Source organism: Azospirillum soli, from assembly GCF_017876165.1.
Lineage (GTDB): Bacteria > Pseudomonadota > Alphaproteobacteria > Azospirillales > Azospirillaceae > Azospirillum > Azospirillum soli.
Genome location: NZ_JAGINQ010000003.1, coordinates 1 through 21,840, shown reverse-complemented (window position 1 = coordinate 21,840; position 21,840 = coordinate 1). Strand labels below are relative to the sequence as shown.

The following is a 21,840-nucleotide window of genomic DNA, read 5'->3' as shown; positions in this document are numbered from 1 at the left end:
CACCATGATCGCCGCCATCATCCGCTGGTCCGCGCGCAACGTCGCGCTGGTCCTGCTCAGCACGCTGTTCCTGATCGGGGCCGGCGCCTATTCCGTGTCGCGCATCCCGCTGGACGCGCTGCCCGACCTCTCCGACGTCCAGGTCATTCTCTACACCGACTACCCCGGCCAGGCGCCGCAGGTGGTCGAGGACCAGGTCACCTATCCGCTCACCACCGCCATGCTCAGCGTGCCGAAGTCCAAGGTGGTGCGCGGCTTCTCGTTCTTCGGGGCGTCCTTCGTCTACATCATCTTCGAGGACGGCACCGACATCTACTGGGCGCGCTCGCGCGTCCTGGAGTACCTGAACTTCGCCGCCAAGCGGCTGCCCAACGGCGTCACCCCGACGCTCGGGCCGGACGCCACCGGGGTGGGCTGGGTCTACCAGTACGTCGTGCTCGCCAAGGACCGCACCCTGGCGGAGTTGCGCACGCTGCAGGACTGGTACCTGCGCTACCAGCTGACCAAGGCCGAGGGCGTGGCCGAGGTGGCCAGCGTCGGCGGTTTCGTCCAGCAGTATCAGGTCGTCGTCGACCCGCAGAAGCTCCAGGCCTACGGCGTGCCGCTGACCAAGGTCGCTCAGGCGATCCGCACGAGCAACCAGGACGTTGGCGGCCGCGTCGTCGAGATGGCCGAGACTGAGTACGTGGTGCGCGGCCGTGGCTACCTGCGCGGCACCACGGACATCGAGGAGATCGTCCTCAAGGTCGACCGCGGCACGCCGATCCTGCTGCGCGACGTGGCGCGGGTCGAGCTTGGCCCGGACGAGCGGCGCGGCCTCACCGAACTGAACGGCGAGGGCGAGGTGGTCAGCGGCATCGTGCTGCAGCGCTATGGCCAGAACGCGCTCGACGTGATCCGCAACGTCAAGGACAAGCTGAGCGAATTGAAGGCCGGGCTGCCGGACGGCGTGACGGTGGAAAGCGTCTATGACCGCTCCACCCTGATCCAGCGGGCGGTCGATAACCTCAAGGTGACGCTGATCGAGGAAAGCGTCATCGTCGCGCTCGTCTGCATCGTCTTCCTGCTGCACATCCGCAGCGCGCTGGTCGCCATCGTCACGCTGCCGGTCGGCGTGCTCATCGCCATCATCGTGATGGACTGGATGGGCATGACCTCGAACATCATGAGCCTGGGCGGCATCGCCATTGCCGTCGGCGCCATGGTGGACGCCTCCATCGTGATGATCGAGAACGCTCACAAGCGCCTTGAGCACGCGCCGCCCGAGGCCTCGGGCACCCAGGTGTTGATCGACGCGGCGGTGGAGGTCGGGCCGGCGCTGTTCTTCAGCCTGCTGGTCATCACCGTCTCGTTTCTGCCGGTCTTTACGCTGGAGGCGCAGGAGGGACGGCTGTTCAAGCCGCTGGCCTTCACCAAAACCTTCGCCATGGCGGGTGCTGCGTTCCTGTCGATCACCCTGGTGCCGGTGCTGATGCTGCTGTTCGTGCGCGGCCGCATCATCCCCGAGCGCAAGAACCCGGTGAACCGCTTCCTGATCTGGGCTTACCGGCCGCTCATCAAGCTGGTGCTGCGGGCCAAGATTCTGACGATTCTGGTGGCCGTCGGTTTGCTGGGCTGGTCGGTAGTGCCGGCGAGCAAGCTGGGCAGCGAGTTCATGCCGACGATCAACGAGGGCACGATCCTCTACATGCCGAGCACGCTGCCCGGCCTGTCGATCACCAAGGCGGCCGAACTGCTCCAACTGCAGGACCGCATCATCAAGAGCTTCCCGGAGGTCGAGTCGGTCTACGGCAAGGCCGGCCGCGCCGCCACCGCCACCGACCCGGCGCCGACCGAGATGTTCGAGACGGTCATCAACCTGAAGCCCAAGGACCAGTGGCGCGACGGCATGACCTTCGACAAGCTGGTGGCGGAGATGGACTCGGCGCTGCAGATGCCCGGCATCTCCAACGCCTGGACGATGCCGCTGAAGGCGCGCACCGACATGCTGTCCACCGGCATCCGCACGCCGATCGGCATCAAGGTGTTCGGCAAGGACCTGGAGGAGATGGAGCGCCTGGCGCGCGAAATCGAAACCGTGGTCAAGGCGGTGCCCGGCACCACCAGCGCCTACGCCGAGCGCATCGTCGGCGGCTATTACCTGGAGATCGATCCCAACCGCGAGCAGCTCGCCCGCTACGGCCTGACCGTGGGCGATCTGCAGGACACCATTCTCACCGCGCTCGGCGGCGAGATGGTGACGACCACCGTGGAAGGGCGCGAGCGCTTCTCGGTCAACGTCCGCTACCCGCGCGATCTGCGCAGCGATCCCGACGCCATCGCCAGCCGCATCCTGCTGCATCCGGAGATGGGGGGTGCGGTGCCGCTCGGCCAGCTCGCCGCGGTGCGGCTGACCAAGGGGCCGGCGACGGTGCGCACCGAGAACGCGCTGCTGTCGGCCTACATCTACGTGGACATCCGCGACCGCGACATCGGCGGCTACGTCGCCGACGCCCGCAAGGCGGTTGCCGAGCAGGTGGCGATGCCGGCTGGCTACTACGTCACCTGGAGCGGCCAGTTCGAGTACATGGAGCGCGCGGCGGAGAAGCTGAAGATCGTCATCCCGGTGACCATCGCGATCATCTTCCTGCTGATGTACCTGAACTTCCGCCGCATCACCGAGACGCCGATCGTCATGCTGTCGCTGCCGTTCGCGCTGGTCGGCGGCATCTGGTACATGGCGTTCCTGGACTTCAACCTGTCGGTCGCGGTGGCGGTCGGTTTCGTCGCGCTCGCCGGTGTGGCGGCCGAGACCGGCGTGGTGATGCTCATCTATCTCGACCACGCGCTCGAGGCGGTGAAACGCACACGGGCCGCCGAGGGCCGGGCCATGACCAAGGCGGACCTCTACGACGCCATCATGGAGGGCGCCGTCGAGCGCGTCCGCCCGAAGATGATGACCGTGGTCGCCATCATGGCAGGCTTGCTGCCGATCATGTGGAGCACCGGCACCGGTTCGGAGGTGATGCAGCGCATCGCCGTGCCGATGATCGGCGGCATGATCTCCTCGACCGTGCTCACCCTGCTGGTCATCCCGGCCATCTACGCCTTGGTCAAGGCGCGCGAGGTGGGGAAGGCGAACACCCCGCCGCAGCCTCCCCATCGCGACCTCATTCCCTCACACACCGAAACGGAAGGAACCGGACGATGCGTCGCACCCTCACCCTGATCGCGACCACCGCCATCGCTGCGGGAATCGTCGGCACCGCGCAGGCGCAGATGCACAACCATGGCGCGGCTCCGGTGCCCGCGGCGAAGACGGCGGAGCCGTCAGCCGGCACCACGGGCAAGGTCAACAGCGTCGACCCTCACAAGCACGTCATCAACCTGACGCACGGCCCCATTCCGGCGCTCAGTTGGCCGGCGATGACCATGGACTTCGGCGTCGCCCCGACGATCGACCTCGGCGCCATCAAGCCCGGCGACACCGTCGCCTTCACGGTCGGCAAGGACGCCAAGGGCATGTACCTGATCGACTCGCTGAAGCCGGCCAAATAGGCCCATCGATCGCGCAACGCCCGGCGGGCTCCCACCGGTGCGGTGCGACACTTGCGCCGTGGCGCGCGGATGGAGGACCGGCATGCCCACCCGGACGACGGTCAAAGCGAGAAGCGTCCACCCACGCGCCCTTGGCGACGACGTCGACACGGATTCCCAGGACATCCTGCGGAACCTCCAATTCGCCGACGGCGAAAGGATGGTGTGAAGCGGACGGCGAGTGGGGTGCCACCGGCGCGGGTCAGCGGAAAAGCGTCAGGATCATCGGAGTCAGCACGGCGGTCGCAATGCCATTGAGAGCCATCGCAAGCCCGGCGAAGACGCCCGCCACGGGGTTCATCTGGAAGGCTCGCCCAACCCCGATGCCATGCGCCGCCAGCCCCAACGCAAAGCCCAGGCCACGGTAATCGGCACGAGGCAGACGGCGGTGAAGCGGACCAAGGAGGGCGGTTCCGACGACGCCGGTTGCCATGACGAACACCATGGTCAGCGACGGCAAGCCCCCCGTCTGTTGGGAAACCTCCATGGCGATCGGCATGGTGGCCGACTTTGGCGCCAGCGACAGGATCATGGTGTTGCTGAGCCCAAACAGCCGGGCCAAGCACACGACAGACACCACCGCGACGAGGCATCCGACGACCAGCGAGGCGCCGAGCGGCAGCCAAGTGTGGGCAATGAGGCGCCGCCGCTCGTAGAGCGGAATGGCCAATGCCACGGTCGCCGGGCCCAGCAGGAAGCGCAAAGGAGCCGTTCCTTGCGTGTAGGCTTCCACGGGAAATCCGGTGGCCAGAAGGAAAACGACGAGCATCACCGCCGCCACCGCGACTGGCTGGGTCAGCGGATGCCCCCCACAGCGCTTGTGGAACTCTTGGGCCAGCAGAAAAGCAGCGACAGTGGCGGTAAGCCATGGCAGCGGGGAGGCGAGCAGAGCGCCCCAGACGTCAGCGTGCCTCATGGTCCGTCTCGTGCGGTTGCGACACCAAGCGGGCGACGGCGCCGAAGCTCCAAACCGTGGCGGCGATCGTGATCGCGGTGCTGAGCACCAAGGTGACGAGAAGCGCTCCCCACTCGTCCCGCAGGTGCTGCGCATCGCTCATCACGCCGACACCCGCCGGAACGAACATCACCGGCAGGTATCGGAGCAGCCCCTCGGCGATCGTCTTCAGGCCACGGGGCATGCGTCCCCGAACGAGCAGGAGAGCGAACAGCATGGCGCAGCCGACCACCGCGCCGGGCAAAGGCGCGGCCAAGATGCGGACGATCAGTTCGCCCCCTAATTGGCAGACGAGCAGCAGAGCAAGCGGCTGAAGGGCGCTCATGGCGCCACTTCCGACCGCGCGAGCGCCGCCATCACTGGGGAAAAGTTTGGCCGAACTGGCATGCTGATATCCTTTGCGGGCGTTCAACAGCCGGGCGCCGTGCTTATTGCAGGCCCTTTGTATGGAGAAACAACCATACAAACCAAGAACTTTGCGCGCAACCGCTTTATGTGTATGGATATTCTGATGCGTTTGCATCTCCCGCATTGGTCATGGTCGGCCCTGCGATCATCGAGAGACCATGATGTTTTTTGGAATTTTTGTGAGGCGAATAATCCATACAAGGCCGAACAATCCGCTTGTGTATGTCGTCGCTGTCCCATACAAGCGTGCCCATGGGCAGAGCCAGCGTATGGCGGTCCTGTGGCATCGGGCAGGCAGCAGCCCCGACGCAACCTTCATCGCGCTTTGGCGATCATCGGAAGGATCGGCTCCATGCGTTCCGCACTTCAAAAACCCGCCCGCCGGCCGTCGAACCCGCTGTTTTCCTCCGGCCCCTGCGCCAAGCGGCCCGGCTGGTCGCTGGACGCGCTGGAGGGCGCGCTGCTCGGCCGCTCGCACCGCTCCAAGCCCGGCAAGGCGAAGCTGCGCGAGGTCATCGACCTGACCCGCGCCGTGCTGGCCATCCCCGGCGACTACCGCATCGGCATCGTGCCCGCGTCGGACACCGGCGCCGTGGAGATGGCGCTGTGGTCGATGCTGGGCGCCCGCGGCGTCGACATGCTGGCCTGGGAGAGCTTCGGCAAGGAGTGGGTGACCGACGTCACCAAGCAGCTGAAGCTGGCGAACGCCCGCATCCTCACCGCCTCCTACGGCGAGCTGCCGGACCTGACCCAGGTCGATTTCAGCCACGACGTGGTCTTCACCTGGAACGGCACGACCTCGGGCGTGCGGGTGCCGAACGCCGACTGGATCCCGGACGACCGGCAGGGCCTGTCGATCTGCGACGCGACCTCCGCCGCCTTCGCCATGGACCTTCCGTGGCACAAGATCGACGTGGCGACCTGGTCCTGGCAGAAGGTGCTGGGCGGCGAGGCCGCGCACGGCATGCTGGTGCTGAGCCCGCGCGCCGTGGAACGGCTGGAGACCTTCCAGCCCGACCGGCCGCTGCCGAAGATCTTCCGCCTGACCAAGGGCGGCAAGCTGATCGACGGCATCTTCGAGGGCGACACCATCAACACCCCGTCCATGCTGTGCGTGGAGGACGCCATCGACGGCCTGCGCTGGGCCCTGTCGGCCGGCGGCCTGCCGAACCTGATCCGCCGGTCGGAGCAGAACCTGCGCATCGTCGCGGAGTGGGTGGAGACAAGCGACTGGGCCGGCTTCCTGGCCACCGATCCGGCGATCCGCTCCTGCACGGCGATCTGCCTGCGCTTCACCGATCCGGAGGTGAACGGGCTTTCGCCCGCCGCGCAGGCCGACTTCGCCAAGACGCTGGCGGCGCTGCTGGAGAAGGAGGGGGCGGCGTTCGACGTCGGCTCCTACCGCGACGCGCCTCCGGGCCTGCGCCTGTGGGCGGGTGCCACGGTGGAGAACGACGACATGGAGGCGCTGCTTCCCTGGCTCGATTGGGCCTTTCACAGCGCGCGCTCGTGACAGGTGCGCGCAAGGCTGGGAGTCAGGTTTGAAATTGTCTTCGGGAATCAGCCATGTTTTACGAACGAGCCAACATTCGGCAGCTCGCCCCGTATGTGCCGGGGGAGCAGCCGGACACGCCGGTGTTCGCCAAGCTGAACACGAACGAAAACCCTTATCCTCCCAGCACCGCCGTGCTCGAGGCGATGCGTGGCATCGACGCCGACGCGCTCCGACGGTATCCCGACCCGACCGCGCGCGCCTTCCGGCATGCCGCCGCGGCCGTGCACAAGGTCGAGCCGGACAACATCGTGGCCACCAACGGCGGCGATGAGCTGCTCCGCCTCGCGATCACGACCTTTGCGGAGCCAAGTACGCCGATCGCGGTCGCCCAGCCAAGCTATTCCCTGTATCCGGTTCTGGCCGGCATTCACGGCTGTTCCACACTGCGCATTCCCCTCGACGATGATTGGGCGCTGCCGGACCGCTTTCTCCAGGACCTGTGCTCGTCGAATGCACGGCTGGCCATCCTGGTGAACCCGCACGCGCCAAGCGGTCGCTTGACCGACGTGGGCCGGCTGGAGGTGATCGCCCGCGCCTTCCGTGGTGTGCTGCTGGTCGATGAAGCCTACGTTGATTTCGTCGATCCCGCCCTGTGTCACGACAGCCTTCCGCTGATCTCCCGCAACGACAACGTTCTGCTCCTGCGCACGCTGAGCAAGGGCTACTCGCTGGCGGGGCTTCGTTTTGCTTATGGCATCGGGGCCGCATCGTTGATCGCGCCTTTGCTGACCAAAACAAAGGACAGCTACAACACCGACGCAATCGCACAGCGCTTGGCGACGGCGGCGTTGGAAAGCCGTGCGGATGCCGCCACCACGTGGGCGCTGGTGCGCGGGGAACGCGACCGGTTGTGCGCCGCACTCGCGGAGCGCGGCATCCCCTCTCCCCCCTCGCAGGGCAATTTTTTGCTCGGCCATGTGCCAAGCCACATCGACGGAGGAGCGGCGGCTCTTCACGCTGGGCTGAAGGCCCAGGGCGTCCTGGTCCGTCACTTCGACGAGGACCGGCTTCGCGACGCCCTCCGGGTGACGGTCGGTCGGCCGGATCAAAACATCCACCTGCTGAATGCCCTGGACTCCCTTCTCCCACCACCCTGACCGCAGACAATAATCCGTACAATACCCTTGCAATCCGCTTATTGATGCCATACAAATAGGATGCTTGTTGGCAAGCGATGTCCGTGAGGCGTTTCAAGCCGCCACGAAGGGCCGCTGAAACGTCAATCCATCGGCCCGCGCCAACAGCGTTGGAAACGATCGCGCCCATGTCGGTGTCTCGCCGTCGGGGGCCCTTAAGACCTACCGCCCCGCCGCCCGTCACGACACGGTGCCTCTCGCGCTGAACCTTCTTCGTTCTCCTTGGCAAGGATAGACCTCCAATGCCGTACGAAAGCTTCTTCCGCACCCAGATCGCGACCCTCAAGCAGGATGGCCGTTACCGGGTCTTCGCCGACCTGGAACGCCACGCGGGGAACTTTCCGAAGGCGACCTACCGCGACGCCTCCGGCAAGGAGCGGGAGGTCACGGTCTGGTGCTCCAACGACTATCTCGGCATGGGCCAGAACCCGGCCGTCCTGAAGGCCATGCACGACGCCATCGACGGCGTCGGCGCGGGGGCCGGCGGCACGCGCAACATCTCCGGCACCAACCACTACCATGTGCTGCTGGAGCGTGAGCTGGCCGACCTGCACGGCAAGGAAGCGGCGCTGCTGTTCACCTCGGGCTACGTGTCGAACGACGCGACGCTGGGCACGCTGGGCAAGCTGCTGCCGAACTGCGTCATCCTGTCCGACGCGCTGAATCACAATTCGATGATCACCGGCATCCGCAATTCCGGCGCCGAGAAGCACATCTTCCGCCACAACGACCCCAAGCACCTGGACGAGCTGCTGTCGCAGATCGCCCCGGACCGGCCCAAGGTCGTGGCGTTCGAGAGCGTCTATTCCATGGACGGCGACATCGCCCCGATCCATGACCTGTGCGACGTCGCCGACAAGTACGGCGCGATGACCTACCTGGACGAGGTGCACGCGGTCGGCATGTACGGCCCGCGCGGCGCCGGCGTGGCCGAGCGCGACGGCGCCATGGACCGCCTGACCATCATTGAGGGCACGCTGGGCAAGGCCTTCGGCGTGCAGGGCGGCTACATCACCGGCTCGACCGCGCTGGTGGACTGCATCCGCAGCTTCGCGGCGGGCTTCATCTTCTCGACCTCGCTGTCGCCGGTGCTCGCGGCCGGCGCGCTGGCCAGCATCCGCTACCTGAAGCAGAGCCAGACCGAGCGCGACCGCCACCAGGAGCGCGCCGCCACGCTGAAGCGCCTGATGGCCGAGGCTGGCCTGCCGGTGATGCCCAGCGCCAGCCACATCGTTCCGGTGATGGTCGGCGACGCCCACCGCTGCAAGCGCGCCTCGGACGAGTTGCTGGAGCGGCACAACATCTATGTGCAGCCGATCAACTACCCGACCGTGCCACGCGGTCTGGAACGGCTGCGCCTTACCCCAACCCCGCTGCACAGCGACGCCGACATGGCCCGCCTCGTCGACGCCATGCTCGACGTGTGGAGCCGCCTGGACCTGCAGGTGCGCCAGCGTGCGGCGTGACCCGCGTCGTCGAGCGGGGACGGAGTCCCGGTCGCGCCCCCGCTCATCCCGATGGTGGTCGGAAGCGCTTGGCGGATCATCGGACGCCGGCAAGGAGAACCGCAATGACCGAGCAACATTATCCCGTTCTATCGCCCATCAAGACAGGCATCCGCGGGCGGTGTCCGGGCTGTGGGCAGGGCAGCATTTTCCAGGGCTACCTGAATCTGGCCCCGCGCTGCACCGTGTGTGGGCTTGACCTGTCCTTCGCTGACCCGGCGGACGGCCCGGCGTTCTTCGTCATGTCGATTGTCAGCTTTCCCGTGGTGGCGTTCGCGGGCTGGCTCGAAATCCAGCACCAACCGCCGATTTGGGTCCACCTCATCACCTCCCTGCCAATGTTGTTGGGAGGCTGTTTGGCCCTTTTGCGGCCACTCAAGGGATGGATCGTAAGTTCTCAATACGTGCACAAAGCCGAAGAAGGACGCCTGGTGCAAGCCAAGGAACAATGATCCGGATGCGGCAGAACGTCAGCGTCCGTTAGCGGACAAACCCACCGTGCAGCCCCGTTTCCTGGGGCAATCATCAAACGTATAGTGGAGACACAGTCATGGAAGATCACCGGGTAACACTCCGGGCGCTTGTCCTTTTGCTTGTGAGTGTGGTCGGGTACGTCGGCGTTATGCTCGCAAGCCCGGATGTGGCCGTCTTCATCATCGTGGTCGCGTCATGGATCAACTTGGCGATCCTGGTGCGCCTGACCCGATAAGGGGGGCTCGCGTCATCACGGCCCAATGTGCATCGTTCCGCCTGTGCGTGACTGGGGCCCAGGTGCCGCACCGCTTGCGCATGGAGCCCCGCGCCCCGTTCCCCTGGGCCAATTGGAAGCCCCCTTGCGTGGCCTTCGCTCGACCGTCATAGGGTGCAACTGGATGTCAGAGCTGTCCGCCACACGGCCCATAAGGAAGATCATGCACGCGGAACAAAAGGATTGGGTCCCCGAAATCGGGAGCAAGGACAAACCTGTCTACCTGGCCATCGCCGACACGATCGCGGACGACATTCGCAGCGGACGCCTCGCGCCCGGCCAGCGGTTGCCGCCACAGCGTGTGCTTGCCGAGCGTTTGGACCTTGACTTGACCACCGTCACCCGCGCCTACAAGGAGGCAGGGCAGCGCGGCTTGCTCGACGCCCGCGTCGGACTGGGAACCTTTGTCCGTCTGCCGGCGCCCGCGCCGGCGCGTGCCGAACGCAGCGGCGACGCCTTTGGCGCCTTCGTCGACATGACGATGAACCAGCCGCCGTTGCCGGACTCGCCGGAGCTGTTGGAGCGCGTTCGCCAGAGCATGGCCGAGGCGGTCTTGCAAACCGACCCACGCACCGTCTTGCGCTATCCCGACGTGGGGGCGAGTCTCAGGGATCGCGGTGCCGGGGTGCAATGGCTTGGCCGGCGTTTGCCTGATCTGTCTGCGGAGCGCGTCGTCCTTTGCCCCGGCACGCAGAGCGCGCTGCTCTCCCTGTTGACCGCGCTGGCCCGCTCCGGCGACACCGTATGCGCGGAAGCTTTGACGTACCCGGGCTTCAAGGCGCTCGCGCAGCAGCTTGGCCTGCGGGTGGTTGGCGTGGCCATGGACGCTCACGGCCTCGACCCGGATGCGCTGAAAGCGGCGTTTTCCGCGCATGCCCCCAAAGCCCTGTACTGCACGCCGACGCTGCACAATCCGACCACAGCAACGATGTCTTTGGAACGGCGGCGGGCGATCGTGGCCATTGCGCGTGAGCACGGTGTGCCGATCATCGAGGATGACATCTACGGTGTTCTTCCGGAGACAGGCGTTCCGCCCATCGCCGCCCTCGCGCCCGAATTGACCTACCACGTTGCCGGGCTTGCCAAATGCGTCGCCCCCGGGCTGCGCATCAGCTACGTCGCCGCTCCCGACGCCCGGCAAGCGATGCGGGTGATTGGAGCGCAACGGGCGACGATGCTGGCCACGCCGCCCCTGCTGGCCGCGATTGCCACACAGTGGATCGGCGATGGAACCGCTGACCGGCTGCTCGGCGCCATTCGATCGGAAGCGGCGGCCCGTCAGCGTATGGCACAGGCTACGCTTCCGCCAGGAAGCTACGCGGCGCACCCCGAAGGCTTCCATCTGTGGCTCAACCTGCCCGCGACGTGGACGCGTGGCGAGTTTGCGACACACCTGCGCACCCGCGGCATCGCGGCCGTGGTCAGCGACACCTTTGCCGTTGCCGAGCCGGTTCCAGAGGCGCTGCGCATCTGCTTGGGGGCGCCGACCAACCGCGCCGACACGCAACGTGTCTTGGACATCCTTGCGGAAGCGCTCGACCAAAGTCCGGCTCTGGCCGGTGTGGTCATTTGAAGCGGCACCGCGACCGCTGCGTGGAAACTCGCGGGTTCAGACCGGCGAAATCGACGCGGCTTTTTGGGAGTGATGAAGATCATGAGCGACAAGATCATGAGCGACAAGATCATGAGCGACACCGCGCAAGCGTTTGAACAGGCTTTCAAGGCGATGCCGCTGATCGCCGTGCTGCGGGGCATAACGCCTGAGGAAGCGGAACCGGTGTTCGACGCTGTGGTCGAGGCCGGGGTCACGCTTATCGAGATTCCGCTCAACTCACCCGATGCCCTGACCAGCATCGGCAAACTTGCCGCCCGGCGGTCTCCCGGGGTGTGCATCGGAGCGGGCACCGTTTTGACCGCTGCGGACGTAGAGCGCGTAAACGCGGTTGGTGGCGAGATGATCGTCACCCCGAACACCGAGCCCGCGGTGATCGATGCCGCCGTCCGAGCCGACCGCGTCCCGGTGATCGGCTGCTTGACGCCCACGGAAGCGCTGGTCGCCTCGCGCCACGGCGCGCGCGTGCTGAAAATCTTTCCGGCGGCCCGCCTTGGCGCCGCCTATCTCAAAGATGTCCGAGCGGTGCTGCCGCTGGGAAGCCGGCTTCTGGCATTCGGTGGGATCGGCCTCAACGACATGGCCGAGTACCGTTCTGCCGGAGCCGATGGCTTCGGGTTCGGCACCACCCTTTACAAACCGGGACGTACGGCCCACGACGTGGGCGCCGTGGCGCGCGACCTCGTTGCCGAATGGAAACGCCTCGACGTCGCCGACGAGTAGCCGTCGAACTTGTCGACACCGACACGTCCCGAGCCCAACGCCCCTGGCCGCAAACTTGCCCGCCCGGCGGCCTGACGGCCGGGAACGTGCGCGAGGTTCTGTCCCGGCGCTGGGACGACATTGAGCGCCTGGCCCGCGAAGCGGTGGCAAGGATGCCCGCGCCGTAACCTTCGACAGCCACGGCTCAATCCGACGTCCCATCACCGGGCCCGGCGCCAGGATTTTTGCGACGGTCGCCGGCTCATCACTCACTTTCAGCGCAAGACGCTTGGAGACATACGATGACGCTCCCCTCCGTGACCGCGGCTGTGATTCAGGCGAGCCCCGTTCTGTTCGACACGAACCGGACGCTCGACAAATTGGCCGCTTTGACGAGCGACGCCGCCGGACGCGGGGCGAACCTGCTCGTGTTCCCGGAAGCGTTTGTCGGAGGCTATCCGAAGGGGCTTGATTTTGGTGCCCGGCTCGGCCTCCGCCTTCCCGAAGGGCGGGAGGACTTCCGACGCTACTTTGAGAGCGCCATCGATGTTCCCGGCCCCGCCACGGAAGCGATTGGGGCCGCAGCCCGTGCAGCGTCCGTGCACCTTGTCGTCGGCGTGATCGAGCGTGATGGCGGAACGCTCCATTGCACCGCGCTGATGTTCGGCCCGGACGGCAGGCTCCTTGCCAAACACCGCAAGCTGATGCCCACGGCGATGGAACGCTTGGTCTGGGGCTTCGGTGACGGCTCCACCCTCGCCGTGGTGGAAACGCCCCTGGGACGGCTCGGCAGCGTGATCTGTTGGGAGAACTACATGCCACTGCTGCGCATGGCGATGTATGCCAAGGGGATCCAGCTCTACTGCGCACCAACCGTGGACGACCGTGATACGTGGCTTCCCACCATGCAAACGATCGCTCTGGAGGGGCGCTGCTTTGTCATCTCGGCGTGCCAGTATTTGACGCGTGCGGATTGCCCGGAGGACTACCGCGCCATCCAGGGCGACGATCCGGCCACCGTGCTGATCCGCGGTGGCTCCTGCATCGTCGGCCCGCTTGGCAACGTGCTGGTCAAGCCGAACTTCGGTGGCGAGTTGATCCAGGTCGCCGAACTCGACCGTGGTGACATCGCCCGCGGTAAGTACGACTTCGACGTCGCTGGCCACTATTCCCGCCCCGACGTCTTCCGCCTCCATGTCAACGAGCAGGTCCAGTCGGCCGTCGCCCTGTCCGGAGGGGAATTCCATGTTTGACCAGTTCGACGCCCTGCTCCTGGCGCGCTTCCAGTTCGCCTTCACGGTTTCCTTCCACTTCATCTTCCCATCGTTCTCGATCGGGCTGGCGAGCTATCTGGCCGTGCTCGAAGGGCTATGGCTGTGGACCGGGCGCGAGGTCTTCCTCAACCTGTTCAAGTACTGGCTCAAGATCTTCGCCCTTGCGTTTGCCATGGGCGTGGTCTCGGGCATCGTCATGTCCTATCAGTTCGGCACCAACTGGGCCGTGTTCTCCGACAAGGCTGGACCGATCATCGGGCCGTTGATGGCCTACGAGGTCATGACCGCTTTCTTCCTGGAAGCAGGCTTCCTTGGCATCATGCTGTTCGGCATGGGCCGGGTCGGCCGGCGGCTGCACTTCGCCGCCACGCTCGCGGTTGCCATCGGTACCTTCATCTCGGCCTTCTGGATCCTGTCCGCCAACTCGTGGATGCAGACCCCGGTCGGCTACGCCGTCAACGAGGCGGGGCAGTTCGCGCCCGAGGACTGGTGGGCCATCGTGTTCAACCCGTCCTTCCCCTACCGCCTGGTGCACACGGTGATGGCGGCCTACCTCACCACGGCCTTGGTCGTCGGTGGTGTCGGCGCGTGGCATCTCCTGCGCGACCGCACCAACAAGGGCGCCCGCGTGATGTTCTCGATGGCCATGGGACTGGTGGCGGTCGTCGCCCCGCTCCAGATCTTTGCCGGCGACATGCACGGCCTTAACACCCTCGAGCACCAACCCGCCAAGGTCATGGCGATGGAAGGTCACTTCCAGAGCCATCCGGACGGCGCCCCCCTGATTCTGTTCGGCATCCCGAACCAGGAAGCCGGCACGGTTCGTCACGCCGTGGAGATTCCGAAGGCATCCTCGCTCATCCTCAAGCATGACCTGAACGCGCCCCTGGACGGGCTCGATACGATCGACCGCGCCAACTGGCCCTACGTGCCCGTGGTGTTCTGGTCGTTCCGCATCATGGTAGGCCTCGGCTTTCTCATGCTGGGGCTCGGGGCGCTGAGCCTCGTCGCCCGGTGGCGCGGCACGCTCTACGAATGGCGCCCGCTGCACTGGCTGGCACTCGCCATGGGACCCACGGGCTTCGTTGCCGTGATCGCGGGGTGGGTCACCACCGAGGTCGGGCGGCAGCCTTACACCGTCTACGGCCTGCTCAGGACCGCCATGTCGGCTTCGCCGCTCGAAGCTCCGGCGGTGGCCGCGTCTCTGCTGACCTTCATCGTCGTTTACTTCATCGTGTTCGGGGCGGGTGCCGGGTACATCCTCAAGCTGATGGGCAAGCCGCCTCATCAGGGCGAGACCGGCCCGGATGCCGGGCCCAGCCATCCCATCCGCTCCGCCGGCATCACGCCCGCTCCCTCGGTCGATCCGGCCCGCACCCTCGGCGCGGAGGTGTAAACCATGACAACCCTTCTCGATCTGCCCACCCTCTGGGCCTTCGTCATCGCCTTCGCGGTCTTCGCCTACGTGGTGATGGACGGCTTCGATCTCGGCATCGGCATCCTTTTCCCGTTCTTCGCACCGGGACCCGAGCGCGACAGCGCCATGAACTCGGTCGCCCCGGTCTGGGACGGCAACGAGACGTGGCTGGTGCTGGGCGGCGGCGGCCTGATGGCGGCCTTCCCGCTCGCCTACGCCATCATCCTGCCGGCCCTCTACGCGCCGATCATCGCCATGGTGCTGGCCCTGATCTTCCGCGGTGTCGCCTTCGAGTTTCGCTGGCGCGATCCCGGCCACCGTCGCTACTGGGACTTCGCTTTCACCACCGGCTCGGTGGTGGCGACGCTGGCACAGGGCATCACACTCGGCGCCCTGCTTCAGGGTATCGCGGTCGAGGGACGCTCCTACGCCGGCGGCTGGTGGGACTGGCTCACGCCATTCAGCCTGTTGGTCGGAGTCAGCCTCGTGATCGGATATGCCCTGCTTGGCGCGACCTGGCTTGTCATGAAGACCGAGGGCCCGGTTCAGGACCATAGCTTCCGTTTCGCGGGGCGACTGGCGATCGCATTGATTGCCTGCATCGGCTTGGTTAGCGCGGCGACCCCGTTCCTGAGCGGCGCCTATTACGAACGCTGGTTCGCCTGGCCGCAAGTTCTGTTCACGGCCCAGGTGCCGCTGCTCGTCGGGTTCTGCTCCGTGGCTCTGCTGATAAGCTTGAGGCGCCGCTGGGAGTATTGGCCGTTCCTGCTGACGTTGGGGCTGTTCGCCCTCTGCCTCCTCGGCTTGGGCGTCAGCATGTTCCCGCATGTGGTGCCGAACGCCGTTACCATCCATGAGGCCGCAGCGCCCGAGTCGAGCCTGCTGTTCATGCTGGTCGGCGCTAGCGTGCTGATCCCGATCATCCTCGCCTACACCGCGTATTCGTACTGGGTGTTCCGCGGCAAGACGGGTCACGAGGGATATCATTGATGACTGACGAATTCAAACCGGGCTCCACCCTTAAACGATGGCTGTGGTTCATCGGCCTCTGGGCCGCGGGCGTCGGCACGACCGGAGCGGTCAGCCTCGGCATCAAGTTCTGGCTAACCTGATTGACCGGTGATGACACGTCCTTGACTGGGTAAACCACGAGCGGAGCGGCGATCCGAAAAGCGGTTGCTGGAACTCAGCGAGGCGAACCGCAGCGAGGTAGATTCAAGCGGTTGTAGGGTGCGCCAGATCCTCAATGGACCAGCCGAGTCTTTTGCGGGCGGCCTTTCATTGAATGGGGGGCATGAAGCTGTCTCGGACAAGGTTGGTGTCCGGTGTGTGGCGCTATTCACCCGACCGCAGTGTTCGGGGGTATGGCCCGCCGCCGGTGCGCCCGTGGTGGCGCTCCAGGCGGCAGCTGGTGCCGGACCCGGCAGTCCGGCGGCGGATCGTGCCGCGCAAGCCCCGCTCGTTGCCGACCAAAGAATGCGGTGCGTGACGTTGTGCGGGGGTAGGGGCCCTTGGTGGCCGGGGGGCGCTGGGGGCTGGCCTGGGGAGAAACGCGGCCATCCGCACATGCCCCCAGACTCGGTAGATAAGGATTTTTCTAACTATAACGCGCAGGGCGTTTTCCTGATCGTCGCCCACGTCGCCATGATCTTCGGCATGCTGGACCCGACCATCCTGTCCGGCGCCGCTGCCGGTGGTCATTCCATGCACTGAGCGAAGTTTCCCCTCTCCCAGCGGTGCTGGGAGAGGGGTGGAAACCACCTCACGGGGCCATGAACACGCTCTGGTGCTTGCCCACTTCCCCGGTCACAGTATCCTCGGCCAGAACCACCACGTCGGTGGAGCCGCTCTTCACGGCGCCGCCCGGCACCCGCAGGAACAGGCGGTAGGTCGCCACCGAGTCCGCTTCGGCCGACAGGGTCAGCGCTGTGCCCTTCCGGCCTTCTTCGCCCACCACCGACAGTTCCGCATTCCCCAGTCCCTCGACCGTCACGCGGTAGTCTCGCGCCGTGTGAGTCTTGTTGAGGATCTTCACCGTGTAGGCGTTCTGCACGTCGCCGTTGGACAGCGTCACGAACAGCGGCGCCCGGTCCCGCAACACGCTCACGTCCAGGGTTGGCCGCAGCATCAGCGAGACCACCATCATCCCGGCCACGACCAGCATGATCAGCGCATAGACCACGGTGCGCGGCCGCAGCAGGCGGACCGGCGCGCTCTTGCCCTCGGCCCGCGCGACCTGATTGGAGCGCGTGTCGAACAACACCAGATCGCCCGGCCGGCCGATCTGCGCCATCACCTCGTTGCAGGCATCGACGCACAGGCCGCAGCCGATGCAGGAGATCTGCTGACCTTTCCGAATGTCCGTACCGGTCGGGCAGACGTGGACGCACAGCTTGCAGTCGATGCAGTCGCCGAGGCCCTGGGCCGTCCGTTCCTCCCAGCTCTGCGACTTGCGCAACGGCGCGCGGCCCTCGCCGCGCCAGTCCTGATAGGTGACGACGTGGGTGTCCTCGTCCACCATGGCGGCCTGGAAGCTGCGCCAGGGGCAGACGTAGATGCAGATCTGCTCGCGCGCCCAGCCGGCGAAGAAGTAGGTCGTGCCGGCGAACAGCCCGGCGAAGGCCAGCACCTTCCACGACACCTCGCCGGTCACGATCTCCCGCGTCAGTGTCGGCGCGTCGTTGAAGTAGAAGATCCAGGCCCCGCCCGTCGCCACGGCGATCAGCAGCCAGACCGCGTGCTTGGCCGCCTTTTTCCCCAGCTTCGCCGCGCTCATCGGCGCCTTGTCGAGCCGTATCCGCTCCGTCCGCGCGCCTTCGATCTTGCGCTCGACCCACAGGTACAGATCGGTCCAGACGGTCTGCGGGCAGGCATAGCCGCACCACACCCGTCCCAGCAGAGTCGTCGCGAAGAAGATGCCGAACGCCCCGATGATCAGCAGGCCGGTCAGGTAATAGACCTCCTGCGGCCAGATCTCGATCCAGAAGAAGTAGGCGCGCCGGCCCACCATATCGACCAGCACGGCCTGATCGGGGATGCCCGGCCCGCGTTCCCACCGGATCCAGGGCGTGACGTAGTAGATGCCCAGCAGGACGATCAGCGCCAGCCACTTCAGCCGTCGGAAGCGGCCGTGAATGTCGGCGGGATAGACTTTGGGGCGCTGAACGAACAGGCGTTTTCCCGGCTCGTCAGCATCGGCAGCGGGAACATGGGAAGCGAGGGACATGGCATACCACCTTGCGAATGCGCGGCGTCAACCAGCCTAGTTCCTCTTTTATAAGCCTTCTGTGATGAAGTCACACTGAGGCAAATCAACTCTTTTGAGCCATGAGAAAACATAGCGCAGTCGAAAAAATATAGCCCGTTACGGAAAAACTTAGAACGGGAGAGTGCAGCCTTATCCAATTTCCCGTGCAAAAAAAAGTTTGTCAGGTTCTGGTGCTTCATGTCCGATGAATGGGTAGATAGTATGACCAGACACTCAGTAAGAGTTATCCCGGTGTGGTAGGCTGTGTGCAGCCATTTTTTCGAGTCTGTGCTTAGTGCATAGTTAAAATAATCAGTTACAAATCAGAGATGACTGGCGAATTAAAATTTACCCCATATAAATTTGAAGTAATTATGTTATATCGCCTCTGTCGAAAGGCATTCTAAGGCGTTTGTCGATATAGGGCCCTGCAACGGAAACATCGAAGAGATTTGGAAAAGGTAAGTCTATGATAGGATATTTCCCAACCCTCATTGAGGAAGAGCCTCTATATGGCGCGCTTGCGCACTTGTGGCGCATAATGGGACGCCCTGACAGCCGGGCGATTCTAAACGATTTTATGGGAACACGCTATAGCACGATGTTCGTTGATCTTCCATGTGGTGTTCGTAAGCTATCGGAAGGATTAGGGTCGCCACTATACACGCCCGAGCACCTTTTGTACCATCATACAGCTTTTAGGTATCATAGCGCCTTCATGGCATCATCGGATGCCAATATTCTAAGATCCACAATGCTTGACGGAGAGACTACAAGGCTCTCTCAATTGATGAATACGAGGTTGCGCCACTGTCGCGCTCGGGCTCTACGGGTATGTCCCGCTTGTGCATTGGAGGATATGGAAATTCGGGGGCGCTATGCATGGCGAAGAGTCCATCAGCTCCCAGGGGTATTTATCTGCCCACAGCACCAAGTTCACCTGATCAATACAGAGGCGTCATTAACGCATTCTGATTCGAGCCGAATTTTTTATGAGATCGATGATGCCATGTTGCCAGAACTGGACGTTTTGAGTGGTGATTGCTCAAATGATTGCCTTTACCACATTGCGAAGGAAAGTCATTGGCTGTTAACGCACGAAGTGCCGAAATGCACATCCGTTGAACTAGCAAACCGCATGGTATCCGCTTTGAATGAAGCAGGTTGGTCTAGTAATAGCATCGTGCGTATCGCAGAGCTTTATGCATCTTTGAGGCGGTGGGTTGGCGACGATGTGTTGGAATTACTCGATTGTCGCCCAGAAGAAAAATGGACGCGGAATCAATGGCCGGCAACTCTATATAGGCCGACCCCAGGAACAAGCAGTCCGACACTAAAATACCTTGTGGTATTGTCGTTTTTGCGCATTGATGCACAAGAGTTTTTTGGAGATCGTTTTGCGCGGCGGCCAATAACAAGAAAGCCGATCAAAAAGAAGGTGCCACCTGCGGAGAGGCTCATAGTGACCATAGAGTACCCGTGCGCAAATCCCGGATGTCGACATTACGAAGCAGAGTTCAAAAAGAAAATTGATAAAGGTAGAAATCCTGGTGAATGGGTCATCGCAAAATGTCCGCTGTGCAGCCATACAAGGGAGTGGGTAGCCGGGACGAGCAAGATGTCATGGGCAACCAACTTTGGAGAAATTTGGGACAAGGAGTTCATCAAGTGTATCATTGATCACGGATATGGAATTGAAAAATTAACAAAATGCTTTAAAATTTCAAAAAGCACCATGATGAGGGAAGCTGTCCGGCTTGGGATCGCCCGACCAGAATGGGCGGAGCAGTTGAAGAAAAACAGCGAGAATGAGAGCTCTGATTGGCGAAGAAGAACACGGAAGCGGAGATCGTTGGAGGATGCATGCGCGATACTACGTGAGGCAAGGCGCAAAAATCCTCTATGGAGCAGAAGCGAAATCAAGGAGGCGCATAGTTCAGCTTATTCCATAGTATACACTCGAAATCCGCAGCTTCTTAATGAGATTTTGCCGCGGGCGAGACGGCCTGGGCGATCCGCTCCGGATTGGCCGCAACGAGATCTTGAACTCTTCCTGAAGGCGCGAGCTTTTGTCGCGCATCTGGAAGCTTCCGATCACAAGTCGCGACCATCGCGACAAACCATAATGAGAGCTATAGGCTGCAAAGCATCCATATACCGGACGCGGCATCATCTGCCGCACACGTGGGCGTTCATCAGAACATTTTAGCTGCCGGGGCCAGAGCGCTCGAATGTCATGGCTGGCCACCCGAGCGATTCGGCGGTCTCTTCGGGAGACGGGATGATCTCTTTTGGGTGCGTCGACATGGAAGTCTCCATTGGAAATTCCGGCGACAACAGCGGCAGACCACTCCCATTCGGACAGCAACCTGCTCCCGAGTGCCAACCAGTCGGAGAACTCGCCAGCAGCATCGCTCGTGTCAATGCACCACGGTGGCGGATTCAAGAAATCGGCGACATGCGGATACGATACCGGCGCGACCGGAAAATCGCCACCCTTGCCGTGACAATACCGACCGCCCTTTTCGCCATCGGCCGGCGAAAAGAGCGATGTCGGCAAGCGTTGACAGTGCCTTAAATCCTCATGACCACGCGCCCATCGATCTTATTGTTGCGCATCCGGCCAAACACGTCGTTGATGTTTTCCAGCTGCTCGATCGAATAGTGAACCTTCACCTTGCCATCACCGGCGAACTGGAGGCATTCGGCGAGGTCCAGCCGGGTGCCGACGATCGATCCGCGGATCGTTTTTCGCATCAGGACCGTGCTGAAAATGTCCAGTTCGAACGAACCGGGCGGCAAGCCGACGAGGGACATGGTGCCGCGCTTGGCGAGCATGCCGAGCGCCTGGTTGAAGGCATGCGGAGAAACGGCGGTGACGAGCACGCCCTGAGCGCCTCCGCACAGCGCCTTAACCTCGGCGACCGGATCGGTCGTCTTCGCGTTGATCACGGCGTCCGCGCCCATGTCACGGGCTAGCGCCAGCTTTTCGTCGGAAATATCGACGGCGATGACGTCGAGCCCCATGGCCTTCGCGTACTGCACGGCAATGTGGCCGAGCCCGCCGATGCCGGAGATCACGACCGTGTCGCCGGGCTTGGTGTCGGTTTCCTTCAGCCCCTTGTAGACGGTCACGCCGGCGCACAGGATCGGTGCGGCCATTTCCCAGTCAAGCTTGTCCGGCAGGTGGCCGACATAGTTGGGATCCGCGAGGGTGTACTCCGCGAAGCCGCCGTTGACCGAATAGCCGGTGTTCTGCTGCAAGTCGCACAAGGTTTCCCAACCGGCGAGACAATGCCGGCAGTGCCCGCACGCCGTGTGCAGCCAGGGAACGCCGACCCGGTCGCCCTCCTTCACGGCGGTCACGCCGGCGCCCACCGCGGCGACGGTGCCGACGCCCTCATGGCCTGGAATGAAGGGTGGACTCGGTTTGACCGGCCAGTCGCCGTCCGCCGCGTGCAGGTCGGTGTGGCAGACCCCCGAAGCCGCAATCTTGACCAGGATCTGGCCTGGGCCGACCTCCGGCACCGGAACCTCTTCGATCGACAGCGGCTCTCTGAACTGGCGTACCACAGCAGCCTTCATCGTTCTCGCCATTGTCCTCTCCCTTAGAGCGCCTAACGAAACCGGGATTTGGCTGTTGGGAGGGGCATGGCAGCTCCTCTCGTTTCCGACGCCCTGTGGGCACTGATTGAACCGTTGCTC

General features: G+C 63.9%; 19 protein-coding genes. 15 read left to right on the top strand and 4 right to left on the bottom strand.

Annotated elements, in window-relative coordinates:
- Positions 1 to 4 precede the first annotated feature (4 nt).
- Together J2852_RS05510 and J2852_RS05505 are read left to right on the top strand one after the other, a co-directional pair.
- Positions 5 to 3,208 carry an efflux RND transporter permease subunit gene (locus tag J2852_RS05510; protein ID WP_209872187.1) on the top strand — a complete coding sequence of 1,068 codons (3,204 nt, stop codon included), beginning with the start codon at positions 5 to 7 and terminating at the stop codon, positions 3,206 to 3,208.
- Entirely contained in the window at positions 3,187 to 3,537 is a 351-nt protein-coding gene (locus J2852_RS05505) for a copper-binding protein (protein ID WP_209872184.1), read from the top strand. Before J2852_RS05510 ends, J2852_RS05505 begins: the two co-directional genes overlap by 22 nt.
- Before the next feature lie 241 nt (positions 3,538 to 3,778).
- Here the strand turns inward: J2852_RS05505 and J2852_RS05500 are convergent, their stop codons facing one another.
- Positions 3,779 to 4,492: an LrgB family protein gene (locus J2852_RS05500; RefSeq protein WP_209872181.1), complete on the bottom strand. Its 714-nt coding sequence runs from the start codon at positions 4,490 to 4,492 to the stop codon at positions 3,779 to 3,781.
- Positions 4,479 to 4,856, bottom strand: coding sequence for a CidA/LrgA family protein (locus tag J2852_RS05495; RefSeq protein WP_209872178.1), 378 nt, complete (start codon positions 4,854 to 4,856; stop codon positions 4,479 to 4,481). The genes J2852_RS05500 and J2852_RS05495 overlap by 14 nt, the downstream gene beginning before the upstream one ends.
- 435 nt (positions 4,857 to 5,291) lie before the next feature.
- Between J2852_RS05495 and J2852_RS05490 the strand changes: the two genes are divergently transcribed.
- From J2852_RS05490 to J2852_RS05440, 12 genes are all read left to right on the top strand, one after another.
- The gene (locus J2852_RS05490) at positions 5,292 to 6,452 is read left to right on the top strand and encodes a phosphoserine transaminase (protein WP_209872175.1); all 1,161 of its coding nucleotides are present in this window, start codon (positions 5,292 to 5,294) and stop codon (positions 6,450 to 6,452) included.
- A gap of 122 nt (positions 6,453 to 6,574) precedes the next feature.
- The gene (locus J2852_RS05485; RefSeq protein WP_209872172.1) at positions 6,575 to 7,591 is read left to right on the top strand and encodes a pyridoxal phosphate-dependent aminotransferase; all 1,017 of its coding nucleotides are present in this window, start codon (positions 6,575 to 6,577) and stop codon (positions 7,589 to 7,591) included.
- A gap of 281 nt (positions 7,592 to 7,872) precedes the next feature.
- Positions 7,873 to 9,096: a 5-aminolevulinate synthase gene (gene hemA / locus J2852_RS05480; protein ID WP_209872169.1), complete on the top strand. Its 1,224-nt coding sequence runs from the start codon at positions 7,873 to 7,875 to the stop codon at positions 9,094 to 9,096.
- Positions 9,097 to 9,200: 104 nt separating this feature from the next.
- Positions 9,201 to 9,587 (top strand): DUF983 domain-containing protein, encoded by a 387-nt coding sequence (locus J2852_RS05475; protein ID WP_209872166.1) that lies wholly within the window; start codon positions 9,201 to 9,203, stop codon positions 9,585 to 9,587.
- 98 nt (positions 9,588 to 9,685) lie between these two features.
- Positions 9,686 to 9,844, top strand: coding sequence for a sugar tyrosine-protein kinase (locus J2852_RS05470; RefSeq protein ID WP_209872163.1), 159 nt, complete (start codon positions 9,686 to 9,688; stop codon positions 9,842 to 9,844).
- Positions 9,845 to 10,007: 163 nt separating this feature from the next.
- Complete coding sequence (locus tag J2852_RS05465; RefSeq protein WP_246499327.1) at positions 10,008 to 11,456, top strand: aminotransferase-like domain-containing protein; 1,449 nt, start codon at positions 10,008 to 10,010, stop codon at positions 11,454 to 11,456.
- A gap of 81 nt (positions 11,457 to 11,537) precedes the next feature.
- Positions 11,538 to 12,218 (top strand): 2-dehydro-3-deoxy-6-phosphogalactonate aldolase, encoded by a 681-nt coding sequence (locus J2852_RS05460; protein WP_246499326.1) that lies wholly within the window; start codon positions 11,538 to 11,540, stop codon positions 12,216 to 12,218.
- Between the two features lie 281 nt (positions 12,219 to 12,499).
- Complete coding sequence (locus tag J2852_RS05455; protein WP_209872160.1) at positions 12,500 to 13,450, top strand: carbon-nitrogen hydrolase family protein; 951 nt, start codon at positions 12,500 to 12,502, stop codon at positions 13,448 to 13,450.
- The gene (locus J2852_RS05450; protein WP_209872158.1) at positions 13,443 to 14,867 is read left to right on the top strand and encodes a cytochrome ubiquinol oxidase subunit I; all 1,425 of its coding nucleotides are present in this window, start codon (positions 13,443 to 13,445) and stop codon (positions 14,865 to 14,867) included. Before J2852_RS05455 ends, J2852_RS05450 begins: the two co-directional genes overlap by 8 nt.
- Before the next feature lie 3 nt (positions 14,868 to 14,870).
- Positions 14,871 to 15,878 (top strand): cytochrome d ubiquinol oxidase subunit II, encoded by a 1,008-nt coding sequence (gene cydB / locus J2852_RS05445; RefSeq protein ID WP_209872155.1) that lies wholly within the window; start codon positions 14,871 to 14,873, stop codon positions 15,876 to 15,878.
- Positions 15,878 to 16,000, top strand: coding sequence for a hypothetical protein (locus J2852_RS31970; protein ID WP_281418422.1), 123 nt, complete (start codon positions 15,878 to 15,880; stop codon positions 15,998 to 16,000). The genes cydB and J2852_RS31970 overlap by 1 nt, the downstream gene beginning before the upstream one ends.
- A gap of 454 nt (positions 16,001 to 16,454) precedes the next feature.
- Positions 16,455 to 16,601, top strand: coding sequence for a DUF6803 family protein (locus J2852_RS05440; protein WP_246499325.1), 147 nt, complete (start codon positions 16,455 to 16,457; stop codon positions 16,599 to 16,601).
- 49 nt (positions 16,602 to 16,650) lie between these two features.
- Here J2852_RS05440 and ccoG read toward each other — a convergent pair whose 3' ends face one another.
- Positions 16,651 to 18,114 carry a cytochrome c oxidase accessory protein CcoG gene (gene ccoG / locus J2852_RS05435; protein ID WP_209872152.1) on the bottom strand — a complete coding sequence of 488 codons (1,464 nt, stop codon included), beginning with the start codon at positions 18,112 to 18,114 and terminating at the stop codon, positions 16,651 to 16,653.
- Positions 18,115 to 18,604: 490 nt separating this feature from the next.
- On the opposite strand from ccoG, the gene J2852_RS05430 reads away from it, so the two are divergent.
- Positions 18,605 to 20,344 carry a TnsD family Tn7-like transposition protein gene (locus tag J2852_RS05430; protein WP_209872149.1) on the top strand — a complete coding sequence of 580 codons (1,740 nt, stop codon included), beginning with the start codon at positions 18,605 to 18,607 and terminating at the stop codon, positions 20,342 to 20,344.
- A 365-nt stretch (positions 20,345 to 20,709) separates the two neighbouring features.
- Here J2852_RS05430 and adhP read toward each other — a convergent pair whose 3' ends face one another.
- Positions 20,710 to 21,732 (bottom strand): alcohol dehydrogenase AdhP, encoded by a 1,023-nt coding sequence (adhP, locus tag J2852_RS05425; RefSeq protein ID WP_209872146.1) that lies wholly within the window; start codon positions 21,730 to 21,732, stop codon positions 20,710 to 20,712.
- Positions 21,733 to 21,840: the final 108 nt, after the last annotated feature.

Bases quoted from the DNA above. Each gene is read 5' to 3' on its own strand.
- J2852_RS05470 (WP_209872163.1), top strand. From the start codon at position 9,686: ATGGAAGATCACCGGGTAACACTCCGGGCGCTTGTCCTTTTGCTTGTG.
- J2852_RS05510 (WP_209872187.1), top strand. From the start codon at position 5: ATGATCGCCGCCATCATCCGCTGGTCCGCGCGCAACGTCGCGCTGGTC.
- J2852_RS05455 (WP_209872160.1), top strand. From the start codon at position 12,500: ATGACGCTCCCCTCCGTGACCGCGGCTGTGATTCAGGCGAGCCCCGTT.
- J2852_RS31970 (WP_281418422.1), top strand. From the start codon at position 15,878: ATGACTGACGAATTCAAACCGGGCTCCACCCTTAAACGATGGCTGTGG.
- cydB (WP_209872155.1), top strand. From the start codon at position 14,871: ATGACAACCCTTCTCGATCTGCCCACCCTCTGGGCCTTCGTCATCGCC.
- J2852_RS05440 (WP_246499325.1), top strand. From the start codon at position 16,455: ATGCCCCCAGACTCGGTAGATAAGGATTTTTCTAACTATAACGCGCAG.
- J2852_RS05475 (WP_209872166.1), top strand. From the start codon at position 9,201: ATGACCGAGCAACATTATCCCGTTCTATCGCCCATCAAGACAGGCATC.
- J2852_RS05430 (WP_209872149.1), top strand. From the start codon at position 18,605: ATGATAGGATATTTCCCAACCCTCATTGAGGAAGAGCCTCTATATGGC.
- adhP (WP_209872146.1), bottom strand. From the start codon at position 21,732: ATGGCGAGAACGATGAAGGCTGCTGTGGTACGCCAGTTCAGAGAGCCG.
- J2852_RS05460 (WP_246499326.1), top strand. From the start codon at position 11,538: ATGAGCGACAAGATCATGAGCGACAAGATCATGAGCGACACCGCGCAA.
- J2852_RS05505 (WP_209872184.1), top strand. From the start codon at position 3,187: ATGCGTCGCACCCTCACCCTGATCGCGACCACCGCCATCGCTGCGGGA.
- hemA (WP_209872169.1), top strand. From the start codon at position 7,873: ATGCCGTACGAAAGCTTCTTCCGCACCCAGATCGCGACCCTCAAGCAG.
- J2852_RS05500 (WP_209872181.1), bottom strand. From the start codon at position 4,492: ATGAGGCACGCTGACGTCTGGGGCGCTCTGCTCGCCTCCCCGCTGCCA.
- J2852_RS05495 (WP_209872178.1), bottom strand. From the start codon at position 4,856: ATGAGCGCCCTTCAGCCGCTTGCTCTGCTGCTCGTCTGCCAATTAGGG.
- J2852_RS05450 (WP_209872158.1), top strand. From the start codon at position 13,443: ATGTTTGACCAGTTCGACGCCCTGCTCCTGGCGCGCTTCCAGTTCGCC.
- J2852_RS05490 (WP_209872175.1), top strand. From the start codon at position 5,292: ATGCGTTCCGCACTTCAAAAACCCGCCCGCCGGCCGTCGAACCCGCTG.
- ccoG (WP_209872152.1), bottom strand. From the start codon at position 18,114: ATGTCCCTCGCTTCCCATGTTCCCGCTGCCGATGCTGACGAGCCGGGA.
- J2852_RS05465 (WP_246499327.1), top strand. From the start codon at position 10,008: ATGTCAGAGCTGTCCGCCACACGGCCCATAAGGAAGATCATGCACGCG.